This is a genomic window from Streptomyces sp. NPDC030245, from assembly GCF_055572995.1.
In genome coordinates this window covers 86763-109760 of the sequence record NZ_JBVICF010000009.1, presented here as the reverse complement: position 1 = coordinate 109760, position 22998 = coordinate 86763, and the positions used below count along the sequence as shown (strand labels likewise).

The 22998-nt window shown below is 71.1% G+C and carries 20 protein-coding genes; 8 read left to right on the top strand and 12 right to left on the bottom strand.

What is annotated here, in order from left to right:
• Positions 1-15: 15 nt before the first annotated feature.
• Complete coding sequence (locus tag ACZ4Z4_RS23950) at positions 16-3042, bottom strand: 3-keto-alpha-glucoside-1,2-lyase-like domain-containing protein (protein ID WP_468330715.1); 3027 nt, start codon at positions 3040-3042, stop codon at positions 16-18.
• 228 nt (positions 3043-3270) lie between these two features.
• Between ACZ4Z4_RS23950 and ACZ4Z4_RS23945 the strand changes: the two genes are divergently transcribed.
• Positions 3271-3942 carry a M15 family metallopeptidase gene (locus ACZ4Z4_RS23945; RefSeq protein ID WP_468330712.1) on the top strand — a complete coding sequence of 224 codons (672 nt, stop codon included), beginning with the start codon at positions 3271-3273 and terminating at the stop codon, positions 3940-3942.
• 43 nt (positions 3943-3985) lie between these two features.
• Here the strand turns inward: ACZ4Z4_RS23945 and ACZ4Z4_RS23940 are convergent, their stop codons facing one another.
• The 4 genes from ACZ4Z4_RS23940 to ACZ4Z4_RS23925 all read right to left on the bottom strand — a co-directional run bounded on the left by ACZ4Z4_RS23940 (position 3986) and on the right by ACZ4Z4_RS23925 (position 6911).
• A complete protein-coding gene (locus ACZ4Z4_RS23940; RefSeq protein ID WP_468330709.1) occupies positions 3986-5128 on the bottom strand; it encodes a PQQ-dependent sugar dehydrogenase in 1143 nt (380 codons plus the stop codon).
• 161 nt (positions 5129-5289) lie between these two features.
• Entirely contained in the window at positions 5290-5514 is a 225-nt protein-coding gene (locus tag ACZ4Z4_RS23935) for a DUF5133 domain-containing protein (RefSeq protein ID WP_468330706.1), read from the bottom strand.
• Positions 5515-5628: 114 nt separating this feature from the next.
• A complete protein-coding gene (locus tag ACZ4Z4_RS23930; protein ID WP_468330703.1) occupies positions 5629-6402 on the bottom strand; it encodes a phosphodiesterase in 774 nt (257 codons plus the stop codon).
• A complete protein-coding gene (locus ACZ4Z4_RS23925) occupies positions 6399-6911 on the bottom strand; it encodes a DUF1360 domain-containing protein (RefSeq protein WP_468330700.1) in 513 nt (170 codons plus the stop codon). The genes ACZ4Z4_RS23930 and ACZ4Z4_RS23925 overlap by 4 nt, the downstream gene beginning before the upstream one ends.
• 311 nt (positions 6912-7222) lie before the next feature.
• Between ACZ4Z4_RS23925 and ACZ4Z4_RS23920 the strand changes: the two genes are divergently transcribed.
• Entirely contained in the window at positions 7223-8881 is a 1659-nt protein-coding gene (locus ACZ4Z4_RS23920; protein ID WP_468330697.1) for a catalase, read from the top strand.
• 42 nt (positions 8882-8923) lie between these two features.
• Here ACZ4Z4_RS23920 and ACZ4Z4_RS23915 read toward each other — a convergent pair whose 3' ends face one another.
• From ACZ4Z4_RS23915 to ACZ4Z4_RS23905, 3 genes are all read right to left on the bottom strand, one after another.
• A complete protein-coding gene (locus ACZ4Z4_RS23915; protein ID WP_468330694.1) occupies positions 8924-9166 on the bottom strand; it encodes a helix-turn-helix domain-containing protein in 243 nt (80 codons plus the stop codon).
• Positions 9166-9720: a DUF2975 domain-containing protein gene (locus ACZ4Z4_RS23910; protein ID WP_468330691.1), complete on the bottom strand. Its 555-nt coding sequence runs from the start codon at positions 9718-9720 to the stop codon at positions 9166-9168. Before ACZ4Z4_RS23910 ends, ACZ4Z4_RS23915 begins: the two co-directional genes overlap by 1 nt.
• Positions 9721-9818: 98 nt before the next feature.
• A complete protein-coding gene (locus tag ACZ4Z4_RS23905; protein ID WP_468330688.1) occupies positions 9819-10562 on the bottom strand; it encodes a TetR/AcrR family transcriptional regulator in 744 nt (247 codons plus the stop codon).
• A 153-nt stretch (positions 10563-10715) separates the two neighbouring features.
• Here ACZ4Z4_RS23905 and ACZ4Z4_RS23900 point away from each other — a divergent pair, with 153 nt between their 5' ends.
• Entirely contained in the window at positions 10716-12944 is a 2229-nt protein-coding gene (locus ACZ4Z4_RS23900; RefSeq protein WP_468330685.1) for an MMPL family transporter, read from the top strand.
• Between the two features lie 24 nt (positions 12945-12968).
• Here ACZ4Z4_RS23900 and ACZ4Z4_RS23895 read toward each other — a convergent pair whose 3' ends face one another.
• Both ACZ4Z4_RS23895 and ACZ4Z4_RS23890 read right to left on the bottom strand, forming a co-directional pair.
• A complete protein-coding gene (locus tag ACZ4Z4_RS23895) occupies positions 12969-13733 on the bottom strand; it encodes a restriction endonuclease (RefSeq protein ID WP_468330683.1) in 765 nt (254 codons plus the stop codon).
• A 64-nt stretch (positions 13734-13797) separates the two neighbouring features.
• Positions 13798-16179 carry a SpoIIE family protein phosphatase gene (locus tag ACZ4Z4_RS23890; RefSeq protein WP_468330680.1) on the bottom strand — a complete coding sequence of 794 codons (2382 nt, stop codon included), beginning with the start codon at positions 16177-16179 and terminating at the stop codon, positions 13798-13800.
• A 186-nt stretch (positions 16180-16365) separates the two neighbouring features.
• Between ACZ4Z4_RS23890 and ACZ4Z4_RS23885 the strand changes: the two genes are divergently transcribed.
• From ACZ4Z4_RS23885 to ACZ4Z4_RS23865, 5 genes are all read left to right on the top strand, one after another.
• Positions 16366-17505 carry a S1 family peptidase gene (locus tag ACZ4Z4_RS23885; RefSeq protein WP_468330677.1) on the top strand — a complete coding sequence of 380 codons (1140 nt, stop codon included), beginning with the start codon at positions 16366-16368 and terminating at the stop codon, positions 17503-17505.
• 155 nt (positions 17506-17660) lie between these two features.
• Positions 17661-17966: an STAS domain-containing protein gene (locus ACZ4Z4_RS23880; RefSeq protein WP_468330674.1), complete on the top strand. Its 306-nt coding sequence runs from the start codon at positions 17661-17663 to the stop codon at positions 17964-17966.
• Positions 17963-18895: an anti-sigma factor RsbA family regulatory protein gene (locus ACZ4Z4_RS23875; RefSeq protein WP_468330671.1), complete on the top strand. Its 933-nt coding sequence runs from the start codon at positions 17963-17965 to the stop codon at positions 18893-18895. Before ACZ4Z4_RS23880 ends, ACZ4Z4_RS23875 begins: the two co-directional genes overlap by 4 nt.
• Before the next feature lie 77 nt (positions 18896-18972).
• On the top strand, positions 18973-19770 hold the full coding sequence (locus ACZ4Z4_RS23870; protein ID WP_468330668.1) for a thymidylate synthase: 798 nt from the start codon (positions 18973-18975) through the stop codon (positions 19768-19770).
• Positions 19767-20315, top strand: coding sequence for a dihydrofolate reductase (locus ACZ4Z4_RS23865; RefSeq protein ID WP_468330665.1), 549 nt, complete (start codon positions 19767-19769; stop codon positions 20313-20315). The genes ACZ4Z4_RS23870 and ACZ4Z4_RS23865 overlap by 4 nt, the downstream gene beginning before the upstream one ends.
• A gap of 12 nt (positions 20316-20327) precedes the next feature.
• Here ACZ4Z4_RS23865 and ACZ4Z4_RS23860 read toward each other — a convergent pair whose 3' ends face one another.
• Together ACZ4Z4_RS23860 and ACZ4Z4_RS23855 are read right to left on the bottom strand one after the other, a co-directional pair.
• Positions 20328-21551, bottom strand: coding sequence for an FAD-dependent monooxygenase (locus tag ACZ4Z4_RS23860; protein WP_468330662.1), 1224 nt, complete (start codon positions 21549-21551; stop codon positions 20328-20330).
• Complete coding sequence (locus ACZ4Z4_RS23855; RefSeq protein ID WP_468330659.1) at positions 21548-22945, bottom strand: MFS transporter; 1398 nt, start codon at positions 22943-22945, stop codon at positions 21548-21550. The genes ACZ4Z4_RS23860 and ACZ4Z4_RS23855 overlap by 4 nt, the downstream gene beginning before the upstream one ends.
• Positions 22946-22998: the final 53 nt, after the last annotated feature.

Here is a 22998-nt window from a genome sequence, read left to right as displayed (position 1 = left end):
ACGGGCCCCGCCAGCTCAGGTCAGCGGCTCCACCCACACATCGCGGAACCGGACCTTGTTGCCGTGGTCCTGCAATCTGACGGCGCCGGCCGCCGCCGACTCCGGGTCACCTCCGCCGGTCGGGCCGTCGACGGCCACGTCGTCGTGGACCTTCTCGCCGTTCCACACCACCGTGACCCGCGCGTCCGCCGTCTTCTTGCCGTCCGCGTCGAAGCGCGCGGCACGGAATGTCACGTCGTACGTCTGCCAGGTCTCCGGCGGCTTCGATGCGTTGCGGTCGGCGGCCTTCTTCCGGTAGATCGCCCCCGCCTCGTCGTCCGCGAGCTTCGGCACGCCGTACGATTCCAGGATCTGAAGCTCGTACCGTTCCTGGAGGTAGACCCCGCTGTTGCCGCGGTCCTGTCCGGTGACGTCGTCCGGCAGCTTCGGCACCCGGAACTCGACGTGCAGCCTGAAGTCCTCGAAGTGCTGTTTCGTCCGCAGGTCGCCGCAGCAGACCTCCATGGACCGCTCGGCGGTGTGCGGCCATGCGGCGCTGCGGCCGTCGGTGTGCTGCCAGGCCGACGCGACGCTGCCGCCGGAGAAGAGGTCGATCCGCGCCCCGGGGCGCCGGATCTCGACGGCGTCGAGGTTGACGTGCCCGGTGTCCCCGGCCCCCACCCCGTAGGTGATGGTGTTGCGGCCCTTGCGCAATTCGAGGCGTTCCGTCCTGGTGGACCAGCGGTCCCACTGGCCCGTCGACGGCAGGCTCGTCCGCTCGGCGGGTGCGCCGTTGACGCTGACGCCGACCGTCTTGGTGCCGGGGGAGGGGTGCGGGCCGTTGGCGTACCGCAGGCCGACGTCGTACACGCCCTTCTCCGCCACCTCGACGTCGAAGGCCGCCTTGGCGCCCTGCGCACCGAAACCGTCGACGAAGCCCGCGCCCGTGAAGCCGGCGTGCTCGGTGTCGATGTCCGCGCTGCCGGACAGCCGCGCCGATTCGGCGTCGTAGGTGGTGACGGGCTCGGCAGGGCCCGGCTTGGCGTTCAGGGTGTACCAGGCCTCGGTGGACCAGAGCCGCTCACCCGACGCCGCGGAGAACGGGCGCGGGGAGCGGACGTGGACGACACGGTCGCTCTTGAGCCCCGGGATGGTGAGCCGCACCTTGCGCCGGTCCTCGGAGAGCTTCGCCGACGTGACGGGCAGCACCTCCTCGTCGATCTTCGGGCCGCCGTAGGCCGGCGTCGGGGCGTAGCGCCACTGCTCGACGGCGTACGCGCCCTTGGTGAGCTTGGCCGCGGTCTCCTCGGACAGGGGCTTGGTGTAGGCGAGTTCGAAGCCGTCGCGGGTCGCGCGCATCGTCTTGACGTCGAAGGCGGTCGTGCCGTTCGGTGTCAGCTTCTGAAGGCCGAAGCGGAGCTTGCCCTCCTGGCCCCAGTTGCCGTCGGCGCCGAGCCCGCCGGTGTAGATCGCGCCGTCGGGGCCCTCGCTGATCCGGGTGATGCCGGACTCCAGGCCTTGCGTGTGCCGGAACACCGCGCCCTGGTACTCGCCCTTCACCTTCTCCAGGTCCGCGCGCTGAAGTCCGCCGTACGTGACGTCACCGAAGACCATCTGCCCGGCGAACGGACCCTTCTTCAGCCGCATGGGTGTGCTGGGCGAGTTGGCGATCTCGTTCTGCGGGAGCCACAGCACCGGCTTGGTGACGGGCTTGTCGTCGTAGGGCCCGTCGGGGTTCATGTAGTGGTTGAAGAAGCGGCCCTGCTTGATGTGCACCAGCTTGGACGCGGGCAGCCAGCCGCCCTGGTTGTCCGTGACGAACAGGTCGCCTTCGGGGCCGCGTCCGATCCCGTTCGGGGTGCGCAGGCCTCCGGCGAGATAACTGACCTTGCCCGTCTTCTTGTTGACCTTGATGGTCGTGCCGCGGTTCGGGGCGGGCTGCGGGTCGGTGGTCGCGCCGCCGTAATTGATGGCGACGGAGAGGTTCAGATAGAAGTCGCCCTTGTCGTAGAGCAGACCGAAGGCGAACTCGTGGAAGTTCTTGCCGTACGGCCACTCGGCGATCTTCCGCTTGTCGTCGGTGACGTCGTCGCCGTCCGTGTCGTTCAACTCGGTCAGCTGGTGCTTCTCCGACACATACAGCTTCCCGTCCACGTACTTGATGCCCATAGGCTCCCTGAGCCCGTCGGCGATCTTCTTGTACGTGACCTTCTCGGGGCTCGTGTCACCGGTGACGTGGTCGAGGAGGTACACCTCGCCCTTCGTCTCCTGGCTGCCGCCCCACGTGGAGATCGCGAGCCGGCCGTCGGGCAGCCAGTCCATCGCGGACACCTGCGGCTCGAAGCCCTTCGGGCGCAGGTCGGTCAGGTCGTAGCCGGGGTTGACCTCGGTGAGCGGCAGGCCGTCGCCGGGTGTGTCGTACGTCCCCTCGCACTCCTTGCGGCCCGGCGCCGTGACCCGGACGACATCGGCGTCGGTGCTGAGCACCGAGTTCGGCACGACCGTGAACCCGCTCGCGCCCGGCGGCTTCCACTGGAGGGTGACCTGCTGCTCGCCGCCCGCGTCGAAGTGGTCGATGCGCAGCGCCTGCGGCCCGGCGTTGAGCGTGATCCGGCCGTCCTTGGGCTCGGCGCCGTGCAGTCCGTCGTGGTCGATGACCTGCTGGCCGCCGAGGAAGAGCCGTGAACCGTCGTCGCTGATCAGCCGGAAGTCGTACGCGCCCGCCTCGGGCACGTGCAGATTGCCGATGATCTGCGACACGAAGTTGTTGCTGAACCCGAAGCCGTCCGTGGAGGTCCAGTCGGCGGTCGGAATCAGCTTGTCGACATTGGGGGTCTGGGCGGGCTTGAGGTCGCACAGCTTCTTCAGCGGGGTCTGTACGTCGAACACCCGCAGGGTGACGCCGGGTTCCTGCGGCGGCAGGTCCGCGAAGGGCCGCGGCTCGTCGTCCGCGGCGGCGGGCGTCAGCAGTCCACCGCCGAGCAGGGCGGTCAGGAGCAGTCCGGTGGATCTTCGGGCTCTGCGGCGGGTGCGGCCGGATATCGGTCCGTGGCGTGGCTTCACTCTTCCTCCTGCGTGGTTCCGGTGGATTCCGGCATGGGTTACGCAGATTTCTGTGGCAAAGCGACGCTCAGCGTAGGGACGGTGTCCGAGGACGTCCACACTTTGTCCAGAGAAAGGAAAAACTGCTGCCGCCCTCGCGCCCCACCCGGCGGACCAATCGGGCGAATGGCGGCCGATGGTCGGCTTTTCGGACAGGGTCGATCCGCGGGAGCGCGTTATGTCTGAGGGGTGACCAAGCTCCGCGCCCGCACGCTCCTCGCGCTCACCGCCCCGGCCATGCTCCTGCCCACCGCACTCGGCCCCGCCCCGGCCTCCGCCGACGCACCGAGGCCGCCCGCTCTCGACGCGCGCGTCACGGCCGTCTCCGCGCGCGACCTGGGCCGCAGCTGGCATCCGGGCTGCCCGGTCGCGCCCGCCGGGCTGCGGCTCATCCGGATGAACCACTGGGGATTCGACGGCCGCGTCCACCCCGGCCGCCTCGTCGTGCGCAAGGAGGCCGTGCGGCCGATGCTGCACGTCTTCGGCCGGGCCTTCGTGGCCCGCTTCCCCATCCGCAAAATGCGGCCGATGGCGGAGTACGGCGGCAGCGACGTCGCGGCCATGAAGGACGACAACACCTCGGCCTTCAACTGCCGCCGCGTCACGGGGAATCCGGCCAGGCTCTCCCGGCACTCGTACGGGGACGCGGTCGACATCAACACCCTGGAGAACCCGTACGTCGACCGGAACGGCCGCGTTCACCCCGCCGCGGGAGCCGCCTACCTCGACCGGCGCCGCACCGCCCCGGGCATGATCCAGGCGGGCGACGCCGTCACCACGGCGATGCGTGCGGTGGGCTGGCGGTGGGGCGGACGCTGGCCCGCCCCGGACTACCAGCACTTCTCGGCCAACGGCCGGTAGCCCTCCCGACGCTCCGGACCGCGCGGGGTGTGCTGTTACTCCCTCACGCCGGGTCCAGGCGGGCGACGCTGCCGCCGATGTCGAGCACGTACAGCTCGCCCCTGCCGCCCTGCACGAACGAGACGACCTCGCCGCCGTTGACGCCGAGGTCGCCGACGCCGGTCACCTTGCCGTTCTCGATCCGCAGGGTGCGCAGGGTGCCGTCGCAGTAGTCGCTGAACACGTACTGACCCCTGAGCTCCGGGATCGCCCTGCCCCGGTACACATATCCGCCGGTCACCGAGCAGCCGAGTCCGCCGCGGCCGTACTCGTGCACCGGCGGTACGTGGTTGGCGGGCTCGGTGGCGCCGCGGAAGGGGTGGTTGCCCTCCATCCGGGCCCAGCCGTAGTTCTCGCCGCCGTCGCTCTTCGCGGGGGCCCAGTCGATCTCTTCCCAGTCGCTCTGGCCGACGTCGCCGATCAGCAGGTCGCCCGTGCCCGAGTCGAAGGAGAACCGCCAGGGGTTGCGCAGCCCGTACGCCCAGATCTCGTCCCTGGCGTTCGGGGCGCCGACGAACGGGTTGTCCGCCGGGATGGCGTACGGCTTGCCGCCGCGCGGGTCGATCCGCAGCAGCTTGCCCAGCAGGGTGTCGAGGTTCTGCCCGTAGCCGTGCGGGTCACCGCCCGAGCCGCCGTCGCCGAGGGCGATGTAGAGGTAGCGGTCCGGGCCGAACTTGATGTCGCCGCCGTTGTGGTTCGCGTAGGGCTGCGTCTGGGTGATGACGGTGCGCCGGGTCTCGGGCCGGATCCGCCCGTTCCGCACGGCGAACTCGTCGACGGTGCTGGTGCCTTCGAGGTCCGTGTACGAGATGTAGAAGTGCGCGAACTTGTGGTCGAACGCGATGCCCAGCAGGCCGCGTTCGCCGTCGGTGGTCGTCTCGGCGGAGATGTCGAGGACGGGCCTGCCGAGCCCGTGGGGCCCCAGGACCCTTACGGTGCCCGCGCGTTCGGCTATCCAGACCGTGCCCCCGGGGCCTGCGGCGCCGGCGGACGGGTTCTTGGCCATGGCCACCTGCTTGAGCGCGACCTTGGGGGCTGCTTCCTGGCGCGGCGGGTCGGACTCGTCCGCGGACGCCGAGGTGAAGGCGAGGGAGACGACGAGGCAGAGGCTGCCGATGACTGCCGAGCTTCTGGTGCGAACGTTCACCGTGATCCTCCTGGAGGCGGCGAATGGGGGGGGAGGTCACCATGGTGTGCTGGCCGGCCACGGATGAGAATACTGGGACGGACCCCATTGGCGTAGACCAAGGCGCCAGGCATTTTCATCCGCCTCTCCCTCCCCCCGCACGCCGTTCGCGCGCCAGAGGCTCAGGCGGCGACCAGAGGTTCGCGTCCCGCGCCGACCCGGCGCAGCCGGAACCGGGCGACGGCGAGGGAGGCGTCGACGCTTCCCGTGCCGGTCGACACGCACAGCGAGTAGGCGACGTCCTCCATCCGCCGCCGCGCCGCCGCGCTGCCCGTCTCGGCGTGCAGAGCGCGCAGCTCCTCGTACTGTTCGAGCAGGTTCTTCAGGACGAGATGGGCCATGAGCATGGGTCGTTCTCCCTCATATCCGCTGCTTGCAGGGGTGCACGGCCTCTTGTGTCCCGGCCCTCGGCCAGCATTCCTCCGCATGTCGGATATTTCGCGTCTCGGCTGTCCTTCGCGTCACGGCTTTCCGGGGTCGACCGCCTGCCGGCCCTGCCTGGACGCGGCATAGGCGGCTTCCCGCAGGGCGGCGAACCTGGCCGTGGGGCGCAGCTGTGCCAGCCGGTTCACATACGGGTCGTACGCATCGGCATTCGCGTCCGCGGGCGGCGCGCCGTGGACGCGGCCGGTGGTGAGGGTGCCCAGCACCCGCCACGCCTGTCCCGGCGGGGCCGCGCACAGGTGGAAGGTGAGCGGAGCCGTCCGAAGGGCGGTGCGCAGTGACTCGACGCCGCCGGGCACGAACGGCGAGGTCACGTCGGGATGTGCGGCGATCAGCGCCTCGCCGGTGCCGACGCGGTAGGAGAGCAGTGTGGAGTACGGCCCCGCCAGCGCGTTGAGCCGCGGCACCGGCAGGTGCCTGGTGCGGCGCCCCGAGCCGCTGGTGGTCAGCAGCAGGTCCAGCGGCCGGCCGGGGCCTCCCGCGTCACGCACCCGCAGCGCGAGCCCCAGCGCGTCCGGCACCCTCCCCGGCAGGCCGACGCCGCGCGACCACCGCATCCTGAGCCGGTACTCACCGGGTTCGTCGAGCCACGGCTCACCCCAGGGGACACCGCCCGGCCGGACGGTGAGCACGCCGTCACAGCTGACGCCCGAGGGGTGCAGGGCCGGTGCGCGGCGGCGACGCGCGACGCCCCGTGCCGCGCGGGCGACGAGACGGAGGCCCGCGGACGCCTGTGCACCTGAGCCCGGCGTCTCGTGGTGCACGGCCGTCTCGTGGTGCACGGCGCTCACTCGCCGTTCTTCTGCACCAGGCAGTCGTACCCCAGCTGCATGACGTCGGCGACCGCCAGCGTGGCGAGGCCGCCCGTCACGGTCCGCGTGGCACGCGGCCACAGCAGATGGGCGCCGGTGACGGTGGCCGTCAGCCAGACGCTCAGACAGAAGGGGCAGGTGACGAGCTCGCCCACGGTCGCCTTGAGGTCTCCGCCGCGCGGGCTCTCCTTCACCTCCGCCGGGCCGGTGCCCTCCTCGTAACGTGTGAACGGCGCGCGGAGGGGGCTGGTGACCGATCCCTTGCTGAGCAGTCGGCTGAGCCGGAACGTGGCCGTCGCCGCGAGCAGGATGTCCCAGGGCTCGGGCCGCTCGGGAAGCTTGGTCTTGCGCAGGTGGACGGCCGTGCCCCAGGCCGCCGTGTACGCGCCGAACGCGACGACGGCCCCGAGGTGCCCGCCGAGCCGGTGTTCCTCTTCGCCGGAGTACGCCCTGCGCGCACGCCGTAGGACTCCCCTGAACCGCTGCACGCCAGTGCCTTCCTTACGAGAGTCATGAAACACCGAGGCCTCCACTCAAGCGCGTCGGCGGCCTTTGCGCCTCAAGGAGGGGGCCGCCCAGGCGACAGGTAACCCGTCGCCGCCGACGGAAACAGGGAGCGACGGCCTCGTTCGTGTGGTCCGACGTCCGGACGGCTGAACCCCGTGCGGCCGGCGCGGCGCCCCGGCCCCATGTGTGTGATCGTGGACGGGGCGGGGTACTGGGGCTCAACCATCCAGACCGCACGCGCGCCTGCCCGCAGGCCCGCGCACGCGGTCATCTCGTCAAGGAGCCGATGGGCATGACGGACGTATCCAGCATGGGTTCACCCGCGGACGACCCCCGGCCGGTCCTCACCGACCGGCAGGGTCATCCCATCTACGACAACCAGAACCAGCGCACGGTCGGCGCGCGAGGCCCGGCCACGCTGGAGAACTACCACTTCCTGGAGAAGATCAGCCACTTCGACCGCGAGCGCATCCCGGAGCGCGTCGTCCACGCCCGGGGCGTCACCGCCTTCGGCTACTTCGAGGCGTACGGGAAGTGGGGCGACGAACCGATCAGCCGGTACACCCGCGCCAAACTCTTCCAGGAGGAAGGCAAGCGCACCGACGTCGCCCTGCGCTTCTCCACCGTCATCGGCGGCCGCGACTCCTCCGAGGCCGCCCGCGACCCGCGCGGCTTCGCCGTCAAGTTCTACACGGAGGACGGCAACTGGGACCTGGTGGGCAACAACCTCGGCGTCTTCTTCATCCGGGACGCCGTGAAGTTCCCCGACGTCATCCACGCGCTGAAGCCCGACCCCGTCTCGCACGAGCAGAAGCCCTCCCGCATCTTCGACTTCATGTCGCAGACCCCGGAGAGCATGCACATGCTGGTCAACCTCTTCAGTCCCCGGGGCATCCCCGCGGACTACCGGCACATGCAGGGCTTCGGCGTGAACACCTACAAGTGGGTCAACGCCGACGGCGACACCGTCCTCGTCAAGTACCACTGGATGCCCAAGCAGGGCGTGCGCAGCATGACCGAGGAGGACGCGGCGAACGTGCAGGCCGGCGAGCTCGGCCACGCCACCAAGGACCTGTACGAGGCGATCCGCCGGGGCGACTACCCAGAGTGGGAGCTGCTCGTGCAGGTCATGGAGGACGGCGAGCACCCGGAGCTGGACTTCGACCCGCTGGACGACACCAAGACGTGGCCGGAGCAGGACTTCCCGCCGAAGGCCGTCGGGCGCATGGTGCTCGACCGCACGGTCGACAACTACTTCGCCGAGAACGAGCAGATCGCCTTCGGCACCGGTGTCCTGGTCGACGGTCTCGACTTCTCCGACGACAAGATGCTCGTCGGGCGGACCTTCTCCTACAGCGACACGCAGCGCTACCGCGTCGGCCCGAACTACCTGCAACTGCCGGTGAACCAGGCCAAGAACGCGGAGGTGCGCACCAACCAGCGCGACGCCGCGATGGCGTACGACAACCGCGCGGCGAACGAGAACCCCGAGGTCAACTACGAACCGTCGATCACGGGCGGGCTCCGCGAGGGCCAGTACCCGACGCACGACGAGCAGGGCCCGGAGATCCGGGGCCGGCTCACCCGCAAGCGGATCCCGCTCACCAACGACTACCTCCAGGCCGGCCAGCGCTACCTGCTGATGGAGGACTGGGAGCGCGACGATCTCGTACGCAACTTCGTGGACCTGATCTCCCAGTGCGACCGGAAGGTCCAGGAGCGCATGGTCTGGCACTTCCTGCTGGTCGAGAACGACCTCGGGCTGCGCGTCGGCGAAGGGCTCGGCATCGGGCCCGACGACGTGTCCCACCTGGAACCGCTGCCGAGCCAGACGCTGACGGACGAGGACCGCACGCGCCTGGAGCGGCTGGGCAAGAACCCGCCGCGGGACGTCTCCGGTCTGACCATGACCCACTGCGTGCCCGACGAGCGCCACGTCGTCACACGCTGAGGAGGAGCGCGGTGCGCAGTGGCCCCGGCAGGCGGACGTGACCTACTCGACGTCCGCTGCCGGGGCCGGGTCGTGGGTGATCAGGTCCCCCGGCTGACACCGCAGGACGTCGCAGATCCGCGACAGGGTCGAGAAGCGGACGGCCTTGGCCCGCCCGTTCTTCAGCACGGACAGGTTGACGACGGTGATGCCGACCTTCTCGGACAGCTCGGTGAGTGTCATGCCGCGCTCGGCGAGGAGCCGGTCGAGATGGATCCGGATCGAGTGCAGTTCCTCTTCGGCCATCAGATGGTCCCTTCGAGGTCCTCCCGCATGCGCACGCCCTCGCGCATGATCCTGCCCATGATCACCGCGGCGAGACCGGCGAGGACGAGTGCCTGCGGCCCGGTGACCGTCGGCCCGGAACCCGCGACCGGTGCCATGCTCCCGGTGAGCCAGGACTCCGACCAGCCCACGACGAGCCCGGCCAGCGGCGTGCCCACGGCGACACACCAGCCGAGGACGGAGAGCCGGCGCGCCACCGTGTCGGTGAACGGGCCCTGAAGCACGACCGCGTTGAGCAGCCGGGAGAAGAGCAGCAGCGCGATGGCCCCGAAGAGCAGCCAGGGGAGGCGGCCCCCGAGGTCGGCGGCGCGCTGCGCCACGGAAGGGCTGTCCTGACACAGGCGCGTGGCGCTGGCAGACGCCTCCACGCCCCGGCCGACCGGTGGGGCCTCCGGTCCGAGTGAGGCGTTGGCCCAGAAGTCCGTCTGCACGCAGACCGCTCCGTCGTCGAGCATGTGGGTGAGCGCCGTGCCGGCGAAGGCGAGCCCGCAGAGCGCCGCCAGTGCAAAGGTCACCGAGGCCAGAGTCCTCGTGAGTCGCGTGTTCACCGCGCCCCTTCCTATCGATTGTCGATATGCCCAGACCCTAGCCGGGCATATCGATAATCGACAAGTCAGGGCTGCTTCCCCACCCGCCTGCGCACGTCCTCGTGGAGGTTCCGCATCGCCATGCGGTAGAGCTCGGCCTGGTGGGTGCCGAGGAACCCGGTGTGGCCGAACACCTCCAGGGCGACCATGCCGTGCACGTATCCCCACACGCTCAGGAGCAGTGCGGTCGCGGGAGGCGGCAGGGGGTCGCCGCTCATCGGTGACAGATCCTCCAGGTGCTCCAGGAACGCGGGGGAGAGCGACCGGGTGTCGGCGGCGGCCAGTTGGGCCGGGGTGAAGTCGCGGAACAGCTCCCGCTCGAAGACCGCGGCCATCCGGCGGTTCGCCTCCGTGGTGGGGCCGTCGACGGGCGCGTGGTAGTGCCGCAGCGGCGCTCCGTAGAGGAGCTGGAACCGCTCCGGATGGTCGATGGCCCACCGGCGGTAGCCCTCGGCCGCGACGACGAGGCCCGGCAGACCCGGGTCGTCCGGCGGCGCTTCGGTGGCGGCCTGCACGGCGTCGGCGAGGTCGTCGTACGCCTTGGTGATCAGCGCGGTGACGAGGTCGTCCCGGCTAGGGAAGTAGTGGTACAGCGCCTGCACGGTCATGCCGAGGGCGCGGGCCACCGCCCGCAGCGACAGGGCGTGCGGGCCGTGCTCGACGATGTGGGACTCGGCGGCGCCGACGATCTCCTGCGCGGCGACGGCCCGGCGGCGCTCGCGCAGCGTCAGGCCGGACATGGGGGCTTTGGGGGTTTCGGCTGGGGACATGCGGCGACCGTACGACGGCTGTCCCTGACACCGCATCGGAATCATGTGACCTGTGAAGAAAATCTAACACTGCTCAATGAAGTTGATCCTCGCTAGGTTCGGCGGCGGCGCACGTTTCCGCGCACACTCGCGCAACACACAAGGAGAGCCCGCGTGTTCGAACGCATAGCCGAGCTGACGATTCGACGGTCCCGGCTGGTACTCGTCGTCACCGCCGTGGTCGTGGTCCTCATGGGCGCCCTGGGCGCCGGTGCGTTCGGGAAGCTGCTGGGCGGCGGGTTCGACGACCCGGCCTCCCAGTCCTCCCGGGCCAGGGACGTCATCGACGAGAGGTTCGGCGGAGAGACGAATTTGGTGCTCCTGGTCCGTGCCTCCGACGGCCGCGTCGACGCACCGGCCGCCGAGCGGACCGGCCGGGCCCTGGTGGCCGACCTCAAGGGCGAACGGGACCTCGACAACGTGGTCTCGTACTGGGACACGGACAACCCCGGCCTCCGCTCCGAGAACGGCCGCGAGGCCCTCGTGCTCGCCCGGGTGAAGGGGCACGACGCCGAGCAGCAGGAGAACGCCAAGGGCGTCATCGACAAGTACGCCGGAACCTACGAGGGCACCCTCACCGTCAAGGCCGGCGGCAGCGCGGGCGTGAGCCACGAGATGGGGCCGCAGACCGAGAAGGACCTCGTCCTCGCCGAGGCCATCGCCGTACCGCTCATCCTCCTGCTGCTCCTGGTCGTCTTCGGCACCGTCGTCTCCGCGCTGCTGCCGCTGGCCGTCGCGCTCATCGCCGTCGTGGGCGTCTTCGCCGAGCTCCGGCTCGTCGGCGGCGTCACCGACGTCTCCATCTTCGCGATCAACCTGACCACCGCGCTCGGCCTCGGCCTCGGCGTCGACTACGCCCTGCTGATGATCAGCCGGTTCCGGGAACAGCTCGCGGCGGGCGCGAGCGTGGAGGACGCTGTGCGCGGGACGATGAGCACCGCGGGCCGCACCGTCGCGTTCTCCGCGGCGACGGTGGCGGCCGCACTCGCGGCGCTCATGGTGTTCCCCCAGTACTTCCTCCGCTCGTTCGGATACTCCGGCGTCGGCGTCGTCGTCATCGCGGCCCTCGCCACCCTCTTCGTGATGCCGGCCCTCCTCAACGTCCTGGGGCACCGCGTCAACAGCGGCCGGATGCCGTGGGCGAGGCCGGACCGCGCCACCGGCTCCGCGACCTCCGGATGGGGACGGGCGGCCCGCACCGTCATGCGGCGGCCCGCGCTCACCGCGCTGCCCGTGCTCGCCGTACTGCTGCTCGCGGCCGGCCCGCTCCTCGGCATCACCTTCGGAACGGCCGACGAACGCGTGCTGCCCGAGGGCGCCGAGAGCCGCCAGGTCTCGGCGGCCCTGCGGGAGAACTTCGACGGCAACGACGCCGCCGCCCTGCACGTCGTCATCGACCGGGCGGTGGACAAGGCGCCGTTGGCGGCGTACGCCGCACGGCTCTCCGCGCTGGAGGGCGTCGCCCGCGTCGAGGCCGGCACCGGAACCTACGCCGACGGGCGGCCCGAACCGACCGGCCCCGGCAACGCGGCACTAGGCCGCCCCACGGCACAGCAGCTCAACGTGGTCAGCGACCTGACGCCGAAGTCCGATGCGGCCAAGGACCTGGTCGCCGAGGTCAGGGGAACCACCCCGCCCGCGGGGACGCACCCGCTGGTGGGCGGAGCCGATGCCGAACTCGTCGACTCCAACGACTCCATCGGCGGCAGGCTGCCGCTCGCCGTAAGCCTGATCGCCGTCACCACCTTCGTGCTGCTCTTCCTCTTCACCGGCAGCATCGTGCAGCCGCTGCGCGCGCTCGTCCTCAACGCGATCAGCCTGGCGGCGACCATCGGCGTCATGACCTGGATCTTCCAGGACGGGCACCTCTCCGGACTGCTCGGCTTCACCCCGCAGCCGATGGAGACGTCGATGACCGTCCTGATGTTCTGCGTCGCCTTCGGCCTCTCGATGGACTACGAAGTCTTCGTCACCAGCCGCATCAAGGAACTGCACGACCTGGGCGAGGACAACGAGACCGCCGTCGTCAACGGACTCGGGCACACCGGACGCATCGTCAGCGCGGCGGCCGCCCTGATCGCGGTGAGCTTCTTCGCCTTCGGCACCGCCGAGATCAGCTTCATGCAGCTGTTCGGCCTCGGCAGCGGGCTCGCCATCCTCATCGACGCCATCGCCGTACGAGGCGTCCTCGTCCCGGCCGCCATGCGCCTGCTCGGCCGCACGGCCTGGTACGCGCCGGGCCCGCTGCGCAGGCTCCACGCCCGGTTCGGCCTGAGCGAGCACGGCCCCGCGCCCGCGCCGACGACCGCGCACCCGCACGAGAAGGACGCAGCGAAGGTCTGACCCGTGCGACCGCGCCGAGCCCCGTCAGGCGTCGAGGACCACCGACTCCCACGGGCTCGGCCCGGTGCCGTCCCGCCAGGCCCGCAGCTCCGCACCGGTCACGCAGACTATGCCGCACCGCTGCGCGTAGTCGAGGGCGGGAGCGGTGAAGTCGCTCGTCGTCACGAGGGCCGCTATGTCGGCCTCGTGCACGGTGAAACACGTGCCGCCGAAGCGCTGCAACTCCTCCGAGCCGACCTTGTTGTCCTCCCCGTACCGCTTGCACTGGATGACGATCCGCCGCCCGTCGGGGGCGACCGCCACGACATCGGCCCCCAAGTCGCAGGCCCCGCCCACGACTTCCACCTCCTGGCACGCGTCACGGGCACACAGCTCGGCTATGGCCTGCTCGAAGGCGTCGGGGTCGAGCTCGGCGAAGTCGGGACCGACCGGCGCCTCCACCACGACGGCGGCGGCCTCCACGGTCTCCCGCACGAGCGGCGGCACGCTCTCCAGGCTCTCCGACGCCCGCTCGGCCGCCTCCTCAAGCACCTCGGCCGTACGACGGGCGTACCTCGCCGCGGAGAACCGGCGCCACCTGGACCGGCCGAGGAAACAGGCCGCGAGGCCCACGACGGCGAGCGAGCCGATCCACAGCGGGCTGCTCTCGACCATCCGGGCCGCGACACGCACCACGACCACCGAGCCGCACAGAATGATCGCGACGAACACGAAGAACAGGGCGGTCACCCGCAGATCGAAGCGCCGCTCACGGTCCGCCCGGCGAACCGGGCGCATGGGTACGGTCATGCCACTCCCCAACAGCGGTCGGCAACGAAGATCACTCGTCTCCGCATGCCCGAGATCACCGCGGCTAAGGGGGAAAGGACAGTTCGGTCCAGATGGTCTTGCCGGAGCGGGTGTAGCGCGTCCCCCACCGCTGGACGAGCTGCGCGACGATGAACAGGCCGCGCCCGCCCTCGTCCTCGTCGCCGCTGTGGCGCAGGTGCGGCGAGGTGTGGCCCCGGTCCGCGACCTCGCACAGCAGGGTGCGGTCACGGATCAGACGCACCTGGATCGGCCCTTCGGCGTACCGGACCGCGTTGGTCACCAGCTCGCTGACGACGAGCTCGGTCGCGAACGACAGCTCCCCGAGGCCCCAGTGGTGCAGCTGACGGGTGGCCAGCTCCCGCGCGTGGCCCGGGGCGACCGGTTCCGCGGGCAGCTCCCACTCGGTGACCTGCGCGGTGTCGAGTTCGCGGGTGCGCACGAGCAGCAGGGCGGTGTCGTCGCCCGTCGACCCGTCCGGCAGGAGCTCCGCCACCGCCCGGTCGCACAGCTCTTCGAGTGACGCGTGTCGGTCGCTGAGGACCCGTCCCAGGGTGGTGAGTCCATGGTCGATGTCGCGGTCACGGGCCTCGACCAGACCGTCGGTGAAGAGAGCCAGCAGGCTGCCCACCGGCAGCTCGATCTCCATCGACTCGAACGGCAGCCCGCCGAGGCCGAGCGGCGGCCCGGCCGGCAGATCGGGGAAGGAGAGCCGGCCGTCCGGGTCGACGACCGCCGGCGGCAGATGCCCGGCCCTGGCCATGACGCAGCGCCGCGACACCGGGTCGTAGACCGCGTAGAGACAGGTCGCCCCGGTGGTCACGTCGGTGTAACCGCCGGGCGGCCCGTGCCCGCCCGACTGCTCCTCCGCCGACTGCCCCACCAGATCGTCGAGCCGCGACAGGAGCTCCACGGGGTCCATGTCCATCTGGGCGAACGCGCGTACGGTCGTGCGCAGCCGTCCCATGGTGGCGGCAGCCTGGAGCCCGTGGCCGACCACGTCCCCCACCACGAGCCCGACGCGGGTCCCGGAGAGCGGGATGACGTCGAACCAGTCACCGCCGACCCCCGTCACGTCGTCCGTGGGCAGATAGCGGTGGGCCAGGTCGACCGCCGACTGCTCCGGCAGCTGCTGCGGCAGCAGCTGCCGCTGGAGGGCCAGGGCGGCGGTGCGCTCACGGGTGAAGCGGCGGGCGTTGTCGATGGACACGGCCGTGCGGGCGACCAATTCGTCGGCGAGCGCCACCTCGCCGCTGTCGAAGGTGGCCGGGCCGGTGCCGCGCACGAAGGTGACGAGGCCCAGGATGCTGTTCCCGGCCCGCAGGGGCACGACCAGGGCCGCGTCGTCGAGCACGAGACCGCCGGAGGAGAGGCTGCGGTACTGCGGCGAACCCGGCGGGTACTCCACGGGGCGGGGCTCTCCCGGCTGCCGCGCGCAGTCGGCTTCACCGGCCGAGCAGCGGGCGACCCGCATCAGCGACTTCGCCGCCGCGCCGCTGGTGGACGGCACCTCGCCGTCGAGCACCGCCTCCGCGAGGTCGACCGTCACCGTGGCCGCGAACTCCGGCACGGCCACCTCGGTGATCTTCTCGGCGGTGACCCGCACATCGAGGGCCGTGCCGATGCCGCGGCCCGCCTCGACGAGCAGGGCGAGCCGCTGCTGGGCCTTGTACCGGTCGGTGATGTCGAACGCGTCCTCGCAGACCCCGAACACATGTCCGTCGGCGTCCTGGAGCCGGTAGTACGCGCAGGACCACAGGTGGTCGTTCTCCGGGTCGCTGGGAGGCCGGCCCTGGAAGTGCAGGTCGAGGAAGGGCTCACCGGTGTCGAGGACATGCTGCATGACCGTGTCGAGCGTGGGCGGATGGCCCTTGCTCACGAACCGTCCCTCCGAGTACATCTCGTCGGCCCGGGAGCCGCGGAACTCCTCGAACGGCCGCCCCATCTCCAGTTCGTACGCCGTGTTGCACCAGGTCAGACGCAGGTCGGTGTCGTAGATGGCGAGGCCGACGGGGGACTGGGTGGCCAGCCCGTGCAGCAGCGCCTGCCGGGACTCCCACAGCCGCAGATCCCGCAGCTCCGTGATGGCGACGACGCGCACCGTGGACCCGGCGCCCGCCAGGGGGCACACCGCGGTGGCGACGGTCAGCTCGTGCCCGTCCCGGTGCCGGGCGACGCGGAGCTCGTTGCCCCGGGAGCCGGCGGAGAGCGGGCGGGCGGCGGGCGCCGGACCCGGCGACAGCAGGAACGTCGCCAGGGGCCGGCCGATGATCTCCTGCGGCCGGTACCCGAGGAGCCGCTCCGCCGCGGGGCTCCACCCCAGCACCGTGTTCTGCGCGTCGACGACCGCCATGGCCGCCCTGGTGACATCGAGGGGACCACGGAAGTCAGCGCTTGCCTCAGCGTTCCATGCGTTCCATGCCGTCATGGCGCCACACCAGCCCCGTTCATTCCCTACAGAATCCGTCCTCCCCGGGGCGGGCACAACTGCGGTACACCCACCCCGGGCAAGCCCGGCACCGCCACCCCGGCGCAGCAGGACCCCTTGCCGGGCCTGAACGCACCTCTCGTCGCATCCGTACCAGGGGTCGGTATCCCAAGAGGAGGCGACGAGTTGAGGCACAAACGCATACCCAAGCGCAAGGCCGTTCTGGCCGTGGCCGCGGCGACCGGCATCGCCACAGTGGGCGTTCTGCTCCAGCACGCCGGTGCCGCACAGTCCGGGGAGGGGACCGCTTCAGGGCCCGCGCCCCACCGGATCGGCGCGGCATCGGCGACGGAACTCGCCGGACGGCTGGCCCCGCGACTGGGCGACGCCTACGGCGGGGCGTACTACGACGCGGACAGGCGGCGGCTCGTCGTCAACGTCGCGGGCGACGACAACGACGCGGCCGCCCGGGTGCGGGAAGCCGGTGCGGTGGCGCGCGACGTGCGCAACAGCGCGGACGCGCTGGGGGCCGCCGGGCGGACACTGGCCCGCCGGGCCGCCATGCCCGGAACCGCGTGGGCCACCGACCCAAGGACCAACCAGATCCTCGTCACGGCCGACCGCACGGTCACCGGGGAGCGCTGGGACAAGCTGGAGGCGACCGTCGCGTCGCTCGGCACGGGCATGGCCCGCATCGAGAAGTCCGCGGGCGAGTTCAAGGCCTTCGCCTCGGGCGGTGACGCCCTCTTCGGCGGCGGCGCGCGCTGCTCGCTCGGGTTCAACGTGACGGCCGGGGACGGGCGCCCCGGGTTCCTCACGGCGGGGCACTGCGGGGTCGCCGCCCGGCAGTGGTCGCAGGAGCCGGACGGCCCGCCGATCGGCACCGTCGAGGCGGCGACGTTCCCGGGGGACGGCGACTTCGCTCTCGTCACGTACGACGACCCGGCCGCGGCCGGACCGTCCGAGGTCGACACGGGCGACGGACAGGTCACCCCCATCGTGCGGGCCGCCGACGCGGCGGTCGGCCTCGAAGTGTCCCGGATGGGCAGCACCACCGGGCTCCGCGACGGAGTGGTCACCGGGCTCGACGCCACCGTCAACTACCCGGAGGGCACGGTCACCGGACTGATCCAGACAGATGTCTGCGCCGAGCCGGGCGACAGCGGAGGCTCGCTCTTCACCCGCGACGGGAGTGCGATCGGTCTCACTTCGGGCGGCAGCGGCGACTGCGCCACGGGCGGTGAGACGTTCTTCCAGCCCGTGACCACGGCCCTGACCGCGGTCGGTGCCGAGCTCGACACGGGGGCCGGCACAGGGGGCGGATAGGGGCCCGCGGCGGTCGATCTACTTCAACTCGCCTTGCTTTCAAGCCAGGCGGGGGATACTAGTGGTGCCTGGAAGGAAAGCGGGAGGGCGATGTGGAAGACCCGAAAGAGGGGTACTTGTCAGCAGGTGAAGCAGAGCCCTCGGACTCTCGGCTGATGATCCGCCCCTTGAGCGACCGGGTCGGCCTGGAGGTGGCCGGGGAGGTCTGCCTGCCCACCTACCCCGTGTGGGAGCGGGCTCTGGAGCAGGTGGTGGTGGCCCCGCAGCAGCAGCCGCCGTACCATTTGGATCTCTCGGCGCTGACCTTCATCGATGTGGCCGGAGTCACGGATCTCGCGGTGGCCGCTCAGAGCTTGGCCGACGGGCAGCGGCTCGTGCTGGAAGGACCGCCGCCCGCCCTGACCCGTCTGCTCGAGCTGTTCTGGCCCGATCTGTCAGCAATCGAGGTGTCCACCCCATGAGTGCCACGGCTCAGACCGAACCCTTCGTCCATCCGGCGCTGTTCTACCGGGGACGAGAGGAGTACCTGGCGGGCACCGTGCCGTTCGTCCTCGAGGGGCTCGACGCGGGCGAGGCCGTGGCGGTGGCCGTCCCCGAGGCCAACCTCGACCTGATCCGCACCGCCCTGGGTGTGCACGCCGAGAAGGTGCAGCTCCTCGACATGGCGCAGGCGGGACGCAACCCCGGCCGGATCATCCCGCGAGTGCTGCGGGCGTTCGCCGACGCGCACCCCGGGGAGCGGGTCCGCATCATCGGCGAACCGATCTGGGCCGGGCGCACCGACACCGAGTACCCCGCCTGCGCACAGCACGAGGCACTGATCAACCTGGCGTTCCAGGGCCGCGAAGCGACGATCCTCTGTCCCTACGACGAGGTGAACCTGACGGAGACGGTCCTGGCCGACGCCCACGCCACCCACCCCACGATCATCCGGTCCGGCACGCAGGACATCAGCACGGCGTACGCCCCCGAGGCGGTCGTCTCCCGCTACAACCAGCCCCTGACGGCGCCCGACGACGTGCCCCAGATGTCCTACGCCAAGCAGTCACTGTCCGACGTACGGCACCACGCCATCCTCAGGGCGGCCGAGCTCGGCCTGCCCGAGGCCCGGCTGCCGGACTTCGCCCTGGCCGTCGCCGAGCTGACGACCAACAGCGTGATCCACGGCGGAGGGACGGGCGCGCTGCGGATCTGGGCCCAGGACGGCCACGTCGTCTTCGAGGTCCAGGACGCCGGCGTCCTCGCCGATCCGCTCGCGGGCCGCAGCGCGCCTCCCAAGCACCAGCGCGGGGGACGCGGACTCCTTCTGGTGCACGTGATCGCCGACCTCGTCCGCGTCCACACGGACCCGGCCCACGGCACGACGACCCACTGCTACTTCCACTGCTGACCAGCCACGATGGAGGCAGGTGCCTAAACGTATCGCCGGGTCGGCCCCTGCCCGGCGTGCCGTTAGACTCGACGACTGTGGCGGACACCCAGTACGAAGACCTGTTGCGAGCGGTACTCACCTCCGGGACGGCCAAGGCCGATCGGACGGGCACCGGTACCCGGAGCATTTTCGGGCACCAACTACGCTATGACCTCTCGCAGGGCTTCCCCCTGGTCACCACCAAGAAGGTGCACCTGAAGTCGATCGTGTACGAACTCCTGTGGTTCCTGCGCGGCGACTCGAACGTGAGCTGGCTGCGGGAGCACGGCGTCACCATCTGGGACGAATGGGCCGACGCGGACGGCGACCTCGGCCCGGTCTACGGAGTCCAGTGGCGCTCCTGGCCCACGCCGGACGGCGGACACATCGACCAGCTGAGCGAGATCCTCGACACGCTGCGCCGCGATCCGGACTCCCGCCGGATGATCGTCTCCGCGTGGAACGTCGCGGAGCTGTCCAAGATGGCCCTCGCGCCGTGCCACGCCTTCTTCCAGTTCTACGTCGCCGACGGCAGGCTCTCCTGCCAGCTGTACCAGCGCAGCGCGGACCTGTTCCTCGGCGTCCCCTTCAACATCGCGAGCTACGCCCTGCTCACGCACATGGTGGCGCAGCAGGCCGGCCTCGAACCGGGTGACTTCATCTGGACCGGCGGCGACTGCCACATCTACGACAACCACGTCGACCAGGTGACCGAGCAGCTCTCCCGCACCCCGTTCGACTTCCCCGAGCTGCGGCTGCGCGCGGCCGACTCCCTCTTCGACTACGCCTACGCCGACGTCGAGGTGCTGGGCTACCGGCACCACCCGGCGATCAAGGCCCCGGTCGCCGTATGAACGTCGGACTGATCTGGGCGCAGACCCTCGACGGCGTGATCGGCGCGGACAACGGAATTCCGTGGCGGCTCCCCGAGGACATGGCGCACTTCAAGGCGACCACCCTCGGCCACCCCGTGGTGATGGGGCGCAAAACCTGGGACTCGCTGCCGCCGCGCTTCCGCCCGCTGTCCGGCAGGCGCAACATCGTGGTGACCCGTGACCCCGAGTGGGCGGCCGTCGGCGCGGAGCGCGCCGGGTCGATCGCCGGGGCCCTGGAGCTGGCGGCGCTCCCCGCACCCGGAGCCGACACGTCCGAGCCGGCGCCCCCTGCCGAGACCTGGGTGATCGGCGGCGGCGAGATCTACCGCGCCGCGCTGGCCCACGCCACGACGCTCTCGGTGACCGAAGTCGACTCCACGGTCACCGGCGACACCTACGCACCGACACCGGATGCGACATGGCACATCGCGGAGGACAGGGGCTGGCAGTCCTCCAGCTCCGGCCTGCGCTACCGCATCCGCACCTACACCCGGGCCCACGCGGGCGTACAGGCGCGGCGGTAGCCGGTCAGCCGGTCACGGCGCGGGCGCTGGTTCGGGCAGGGTGAGCGCGGTGTGGGCCGGGCGTCCCGTCGCGGGGCGGGGCGTGGCGGCGAGTCCGCGCAGCATGGCGTCGCGCTGCTCCAGGGCCCGCGCGGTGGTGGGGAAGAGCGCGGCGTCGCCCTTGCCGACCTGCTCCTGGTTCACGGTCACGAAGGCACGGGTGTCGCGTTCGTAGGCGGCGAGGCCCGCGGCGTGGTCCCGCTCGGCCAGGGAGGCGGCGAGCATGTACGCGCCGACGAGCGCGAGGCTGGTGCCCTGTCCGGTGAGGAACGAAGGCGCGTACGCGGCGTCGCCCGCCAGCGCGACCCTGCCGCTCGACCAGCGGGGCATGCGGATCTGGCTCACCACGTCGCAGAACAGGTCGTCCGCGCCGCGCAGGGCGGCCAGCAGGCCCGGCACCTCCCACCCCGCGTCGGCGAAGACCGCGCAGAACAGGTCCCGTTGGGCCGCCGGGTTCCGGAACGTGTCGTACGGCGGTTCCGGGCGGGCGAAGGTCAGGAGGGCGTGCACGTCGTCGTGGTCGCCCGGGGCGTAGAGTGCCGCGGCTCTGCCCGGGGTGTTCCACAGCAGCACCTCGTGGGACAGCCCGAAGGTGTTGGGCAGGGTGAATCCGGCGAAGCAGTAGCCGAGGTAGTGGTGAAACCGCTCTTCGGGTCCGAAGAGGAGCTCGCGGGTGTGTGAGTGCAGGCCGTCGGCCCCGAAGACCATGTCGAACGTACGCCTGCCACCGCCGCGGAAGGTGACGTCGACCCCGTGGCCGGACTGGTCGAGTGTGTCGATGGAGTCATCGAACAGGAACTCCACGTCGTCGCGGACCGCCGTGTGGAGAGCGTCGGTCAGATCGCCGCGCCGCACCTCCAGGTCCTGCCCCGCGACGCCGCCGGTGACGGTGTGCGGGTCGATCGAGGCGACCTCGCCGCCGTCCCCGTCGAGGAAGGTCAGCCGGCGCAGGTCGATGTGCGCGTCCCGGAGGCGCGGCAGGATGCCCATCCTCCGGACGACTTCGAGTGCTGTGCCGCGTACGTCGACGGGATAACCGCCACCGCGTGTCGCGCTCGCCTTCTCGACCACCGTGACCGCGAATCCGTGGCGGTTCAGCCAGAAGGCGAGGGCGGGCCCCGCGACACTGGCCCCGGAGATCAGGGCCGTGCGCCTCGGCGTGGTACGGACGCTCTTCAACAGGCCGGCGCGGGTCATGACTTGACTCCCTTGTTCATGGTGCGGGCGACGAGGAGGGACAGTGCCGTGACGGCACCGGCCAGGACGAATCCGGTGGTGAAGGCCGATTCCGCGGGGACATCCGACCCGGCAGGGGTTCCGGCGGTGAGGATGCCGCCGCCGATCTGCACACCCACCGCGAACCCGACCACGCGGGTCACCAGGACCAGACTGGTGGCGATGCCGGTGTCGCCCCGGTCGACGGATGTGGCGGTACTGGTCACGAGCGCCGTGACGCACAACCCGTTGGCCAGCGCGATCAGCAGCTTGCCGACGACGAGGTGCCAGACCTCGCTGTGCACGGCCGCCAGGCCGAGCAGGCCGACGGTCATGAGGACGGCCCCGGCGACGACCACGGCCCGCGAGCCGGAACGCCGCGCACCGATCCCGCTGAGCGGCCCGGCCAGTGCGGCGGCCACGGCGCCCGGCAGCAGGAAGAAGCCGATCTCGGTGGCGCCGGCGCCGAAGCCGTATCCGTCGGCGGACACCGCGAAGAGCTGCGGGATCAGATAGACCGCCATCGAGGTGCCGAGGCAGATCACGAACGTCAGCACACACGACTTCCACATCGCGGGCCGTGCCAGCATGCGCAGGTCGACCATGGGGGAGACCGCGCGGCGCTCGACGGCCGTCCAGCCGGTCACGAAGGCGGCCAGCATCACGACGAGGGCGCCGAGTACGAGCGGCTGCGCACCGAGGTCGGGTGCGAGGGCCAGCAGGAGCATGAGCGTGCCGAGCGTCCCGCTCAGGAGGAGCAGGCCGGGCCAGTCGATCCCCGCGCCGTCCGGGCGGCCCGGCGGATCGTGCGGCATCAGCCTGTGCACCAGCACGGTGGCCCCGATGACCGCGAGCGTCGGCAGCGCGAACATCCAGTGCCGGGACAGCCCTTCCGCCACGGGCCCGGCGGACAGCGTCCCCGCCATTCCGCCGCCGACGAACAACCCGCTGACCACCCCGATGGCCACCTTCGACTCCCCGGCGGGGAGGTGCGCGCGCACCAGGATGAACGACAGGGGCAGCGCGCCCACCATCGCTCCCTGCAACACCTGGCCGAGCAGCAGCACGGGCAGGTTCGGCGCGAAGGCGGAGACCAGGCCACCGGCCGAGACCACCGCCATCAGCCGTAACAGGACCCGTTTTCCGCCGTAGCGGTCACCTAACTTGCCCGCGACCGGGGTGACGAGCGCGCCGGTGATGAGGAGCATGACGCTGAGCAGCGCCCCCTCGGCCGGACTCATGTCCAGCTCGCGTTGCAGGAGCGGGAGGGTCGGCGTCACCACCGACTCCAGGGCGCCGGTGGCGACGGCGAGCACGCCGAGGGCCCCGACAGCGGACTTCCCGATGCGTACCGGGAGAGCCAGTGTTGCGGTCATGGACTTCCTTTCCCTCATGGTCGGGTGACGAAGTGTGGGGGGAGGATCCAGAA

Excerpts from the sequence above, each read along its gene's own strand:
- ACZ4Z4_RS23935 (WP_468330706.1), bottom strand. The coding sequence starts at position 5,514 with ATGCTCATGGCCCATCTCGTCCTGAAGAACCTGCTCGAACAGTACGAG.
- ACZ4Z4_RS23920 (WP_468330697.1), top strand. The coding sequence starts at position 7,223 with ATGACGGACGTATCCAGCATGGGTTCACCCGCGGACGACCCCCGGCCG.
- ACZ4Z4_RS23915 (WP_468330694.1), bottom strand. The coding sequence starts at position 9,166 with ATGGCCGAAGAGGAACTGCACTCGATCCGGATCCATCTCGACCGGCTC.
- ACZ4Z4_RS23905 (WP_468330688.1), bottom strand. The coding sequence starts at position 10,562 with ATGTCCCCAGCCGAAACCCCCAAAGCCCCCATGTCCGGCCTGACGCTG.
- ACZ4Z4_RS23895 (WP_468330683.1), bottom strand. The coding sequence starts at position 13,733 with ATGACCGTACCCATGCGCCCGGTTCGCCGGGCGGACCGTGAGCGGCGC.
- ACZ4Z4_RS23890 (WP_468330680.1), bottom strand. The coding sequence starts at position 16,179 with ATGACGGCATGGAACGCATGGAACGCTGAGGCAAGCGCTGACTTCCGT.
- ACZ4Z4_RS23880 (WP_468330674.1), top strand. The coding sequence starts at position 17,661 with ATGATCCGCCCCTTGAGCGACCGGGTCGGCCTGGAGGTGGCCGGGGAG.
- ACZ4Z4_RS23875 (WP_468330671.1), top strand. The coding sequence starts at position 17,963 with ATGAGTGCCACGGCTCAGACCGAACCCTTCGTCCATCCGGCGCTGTTC.
- ACZ4Z4_RS23865 (WP_468330665.1), top strand. The coding sequence starts at position 19,767 with ATGAACGTCGGACTGATCTGGGCGCAGACCCTCGACGGCGTGATCGGC.
- ACZ4Z4_RS23860 (WP_468330662.1), bottom strand. The coding sequence starts at position 21,551 with ATGACCCGCGCCGGCCTGTTGAAGAGCGTCCGTACCACGCCGAGGCGC.
- ACZ4Z4_RS23855 (WP_468330659.1), bottom strand. The coding sequence starts at position 22,945 with ATGACCGCAACACTGGCTCTCCCGGTACGCATCGGGAAGTCCGCTGTC.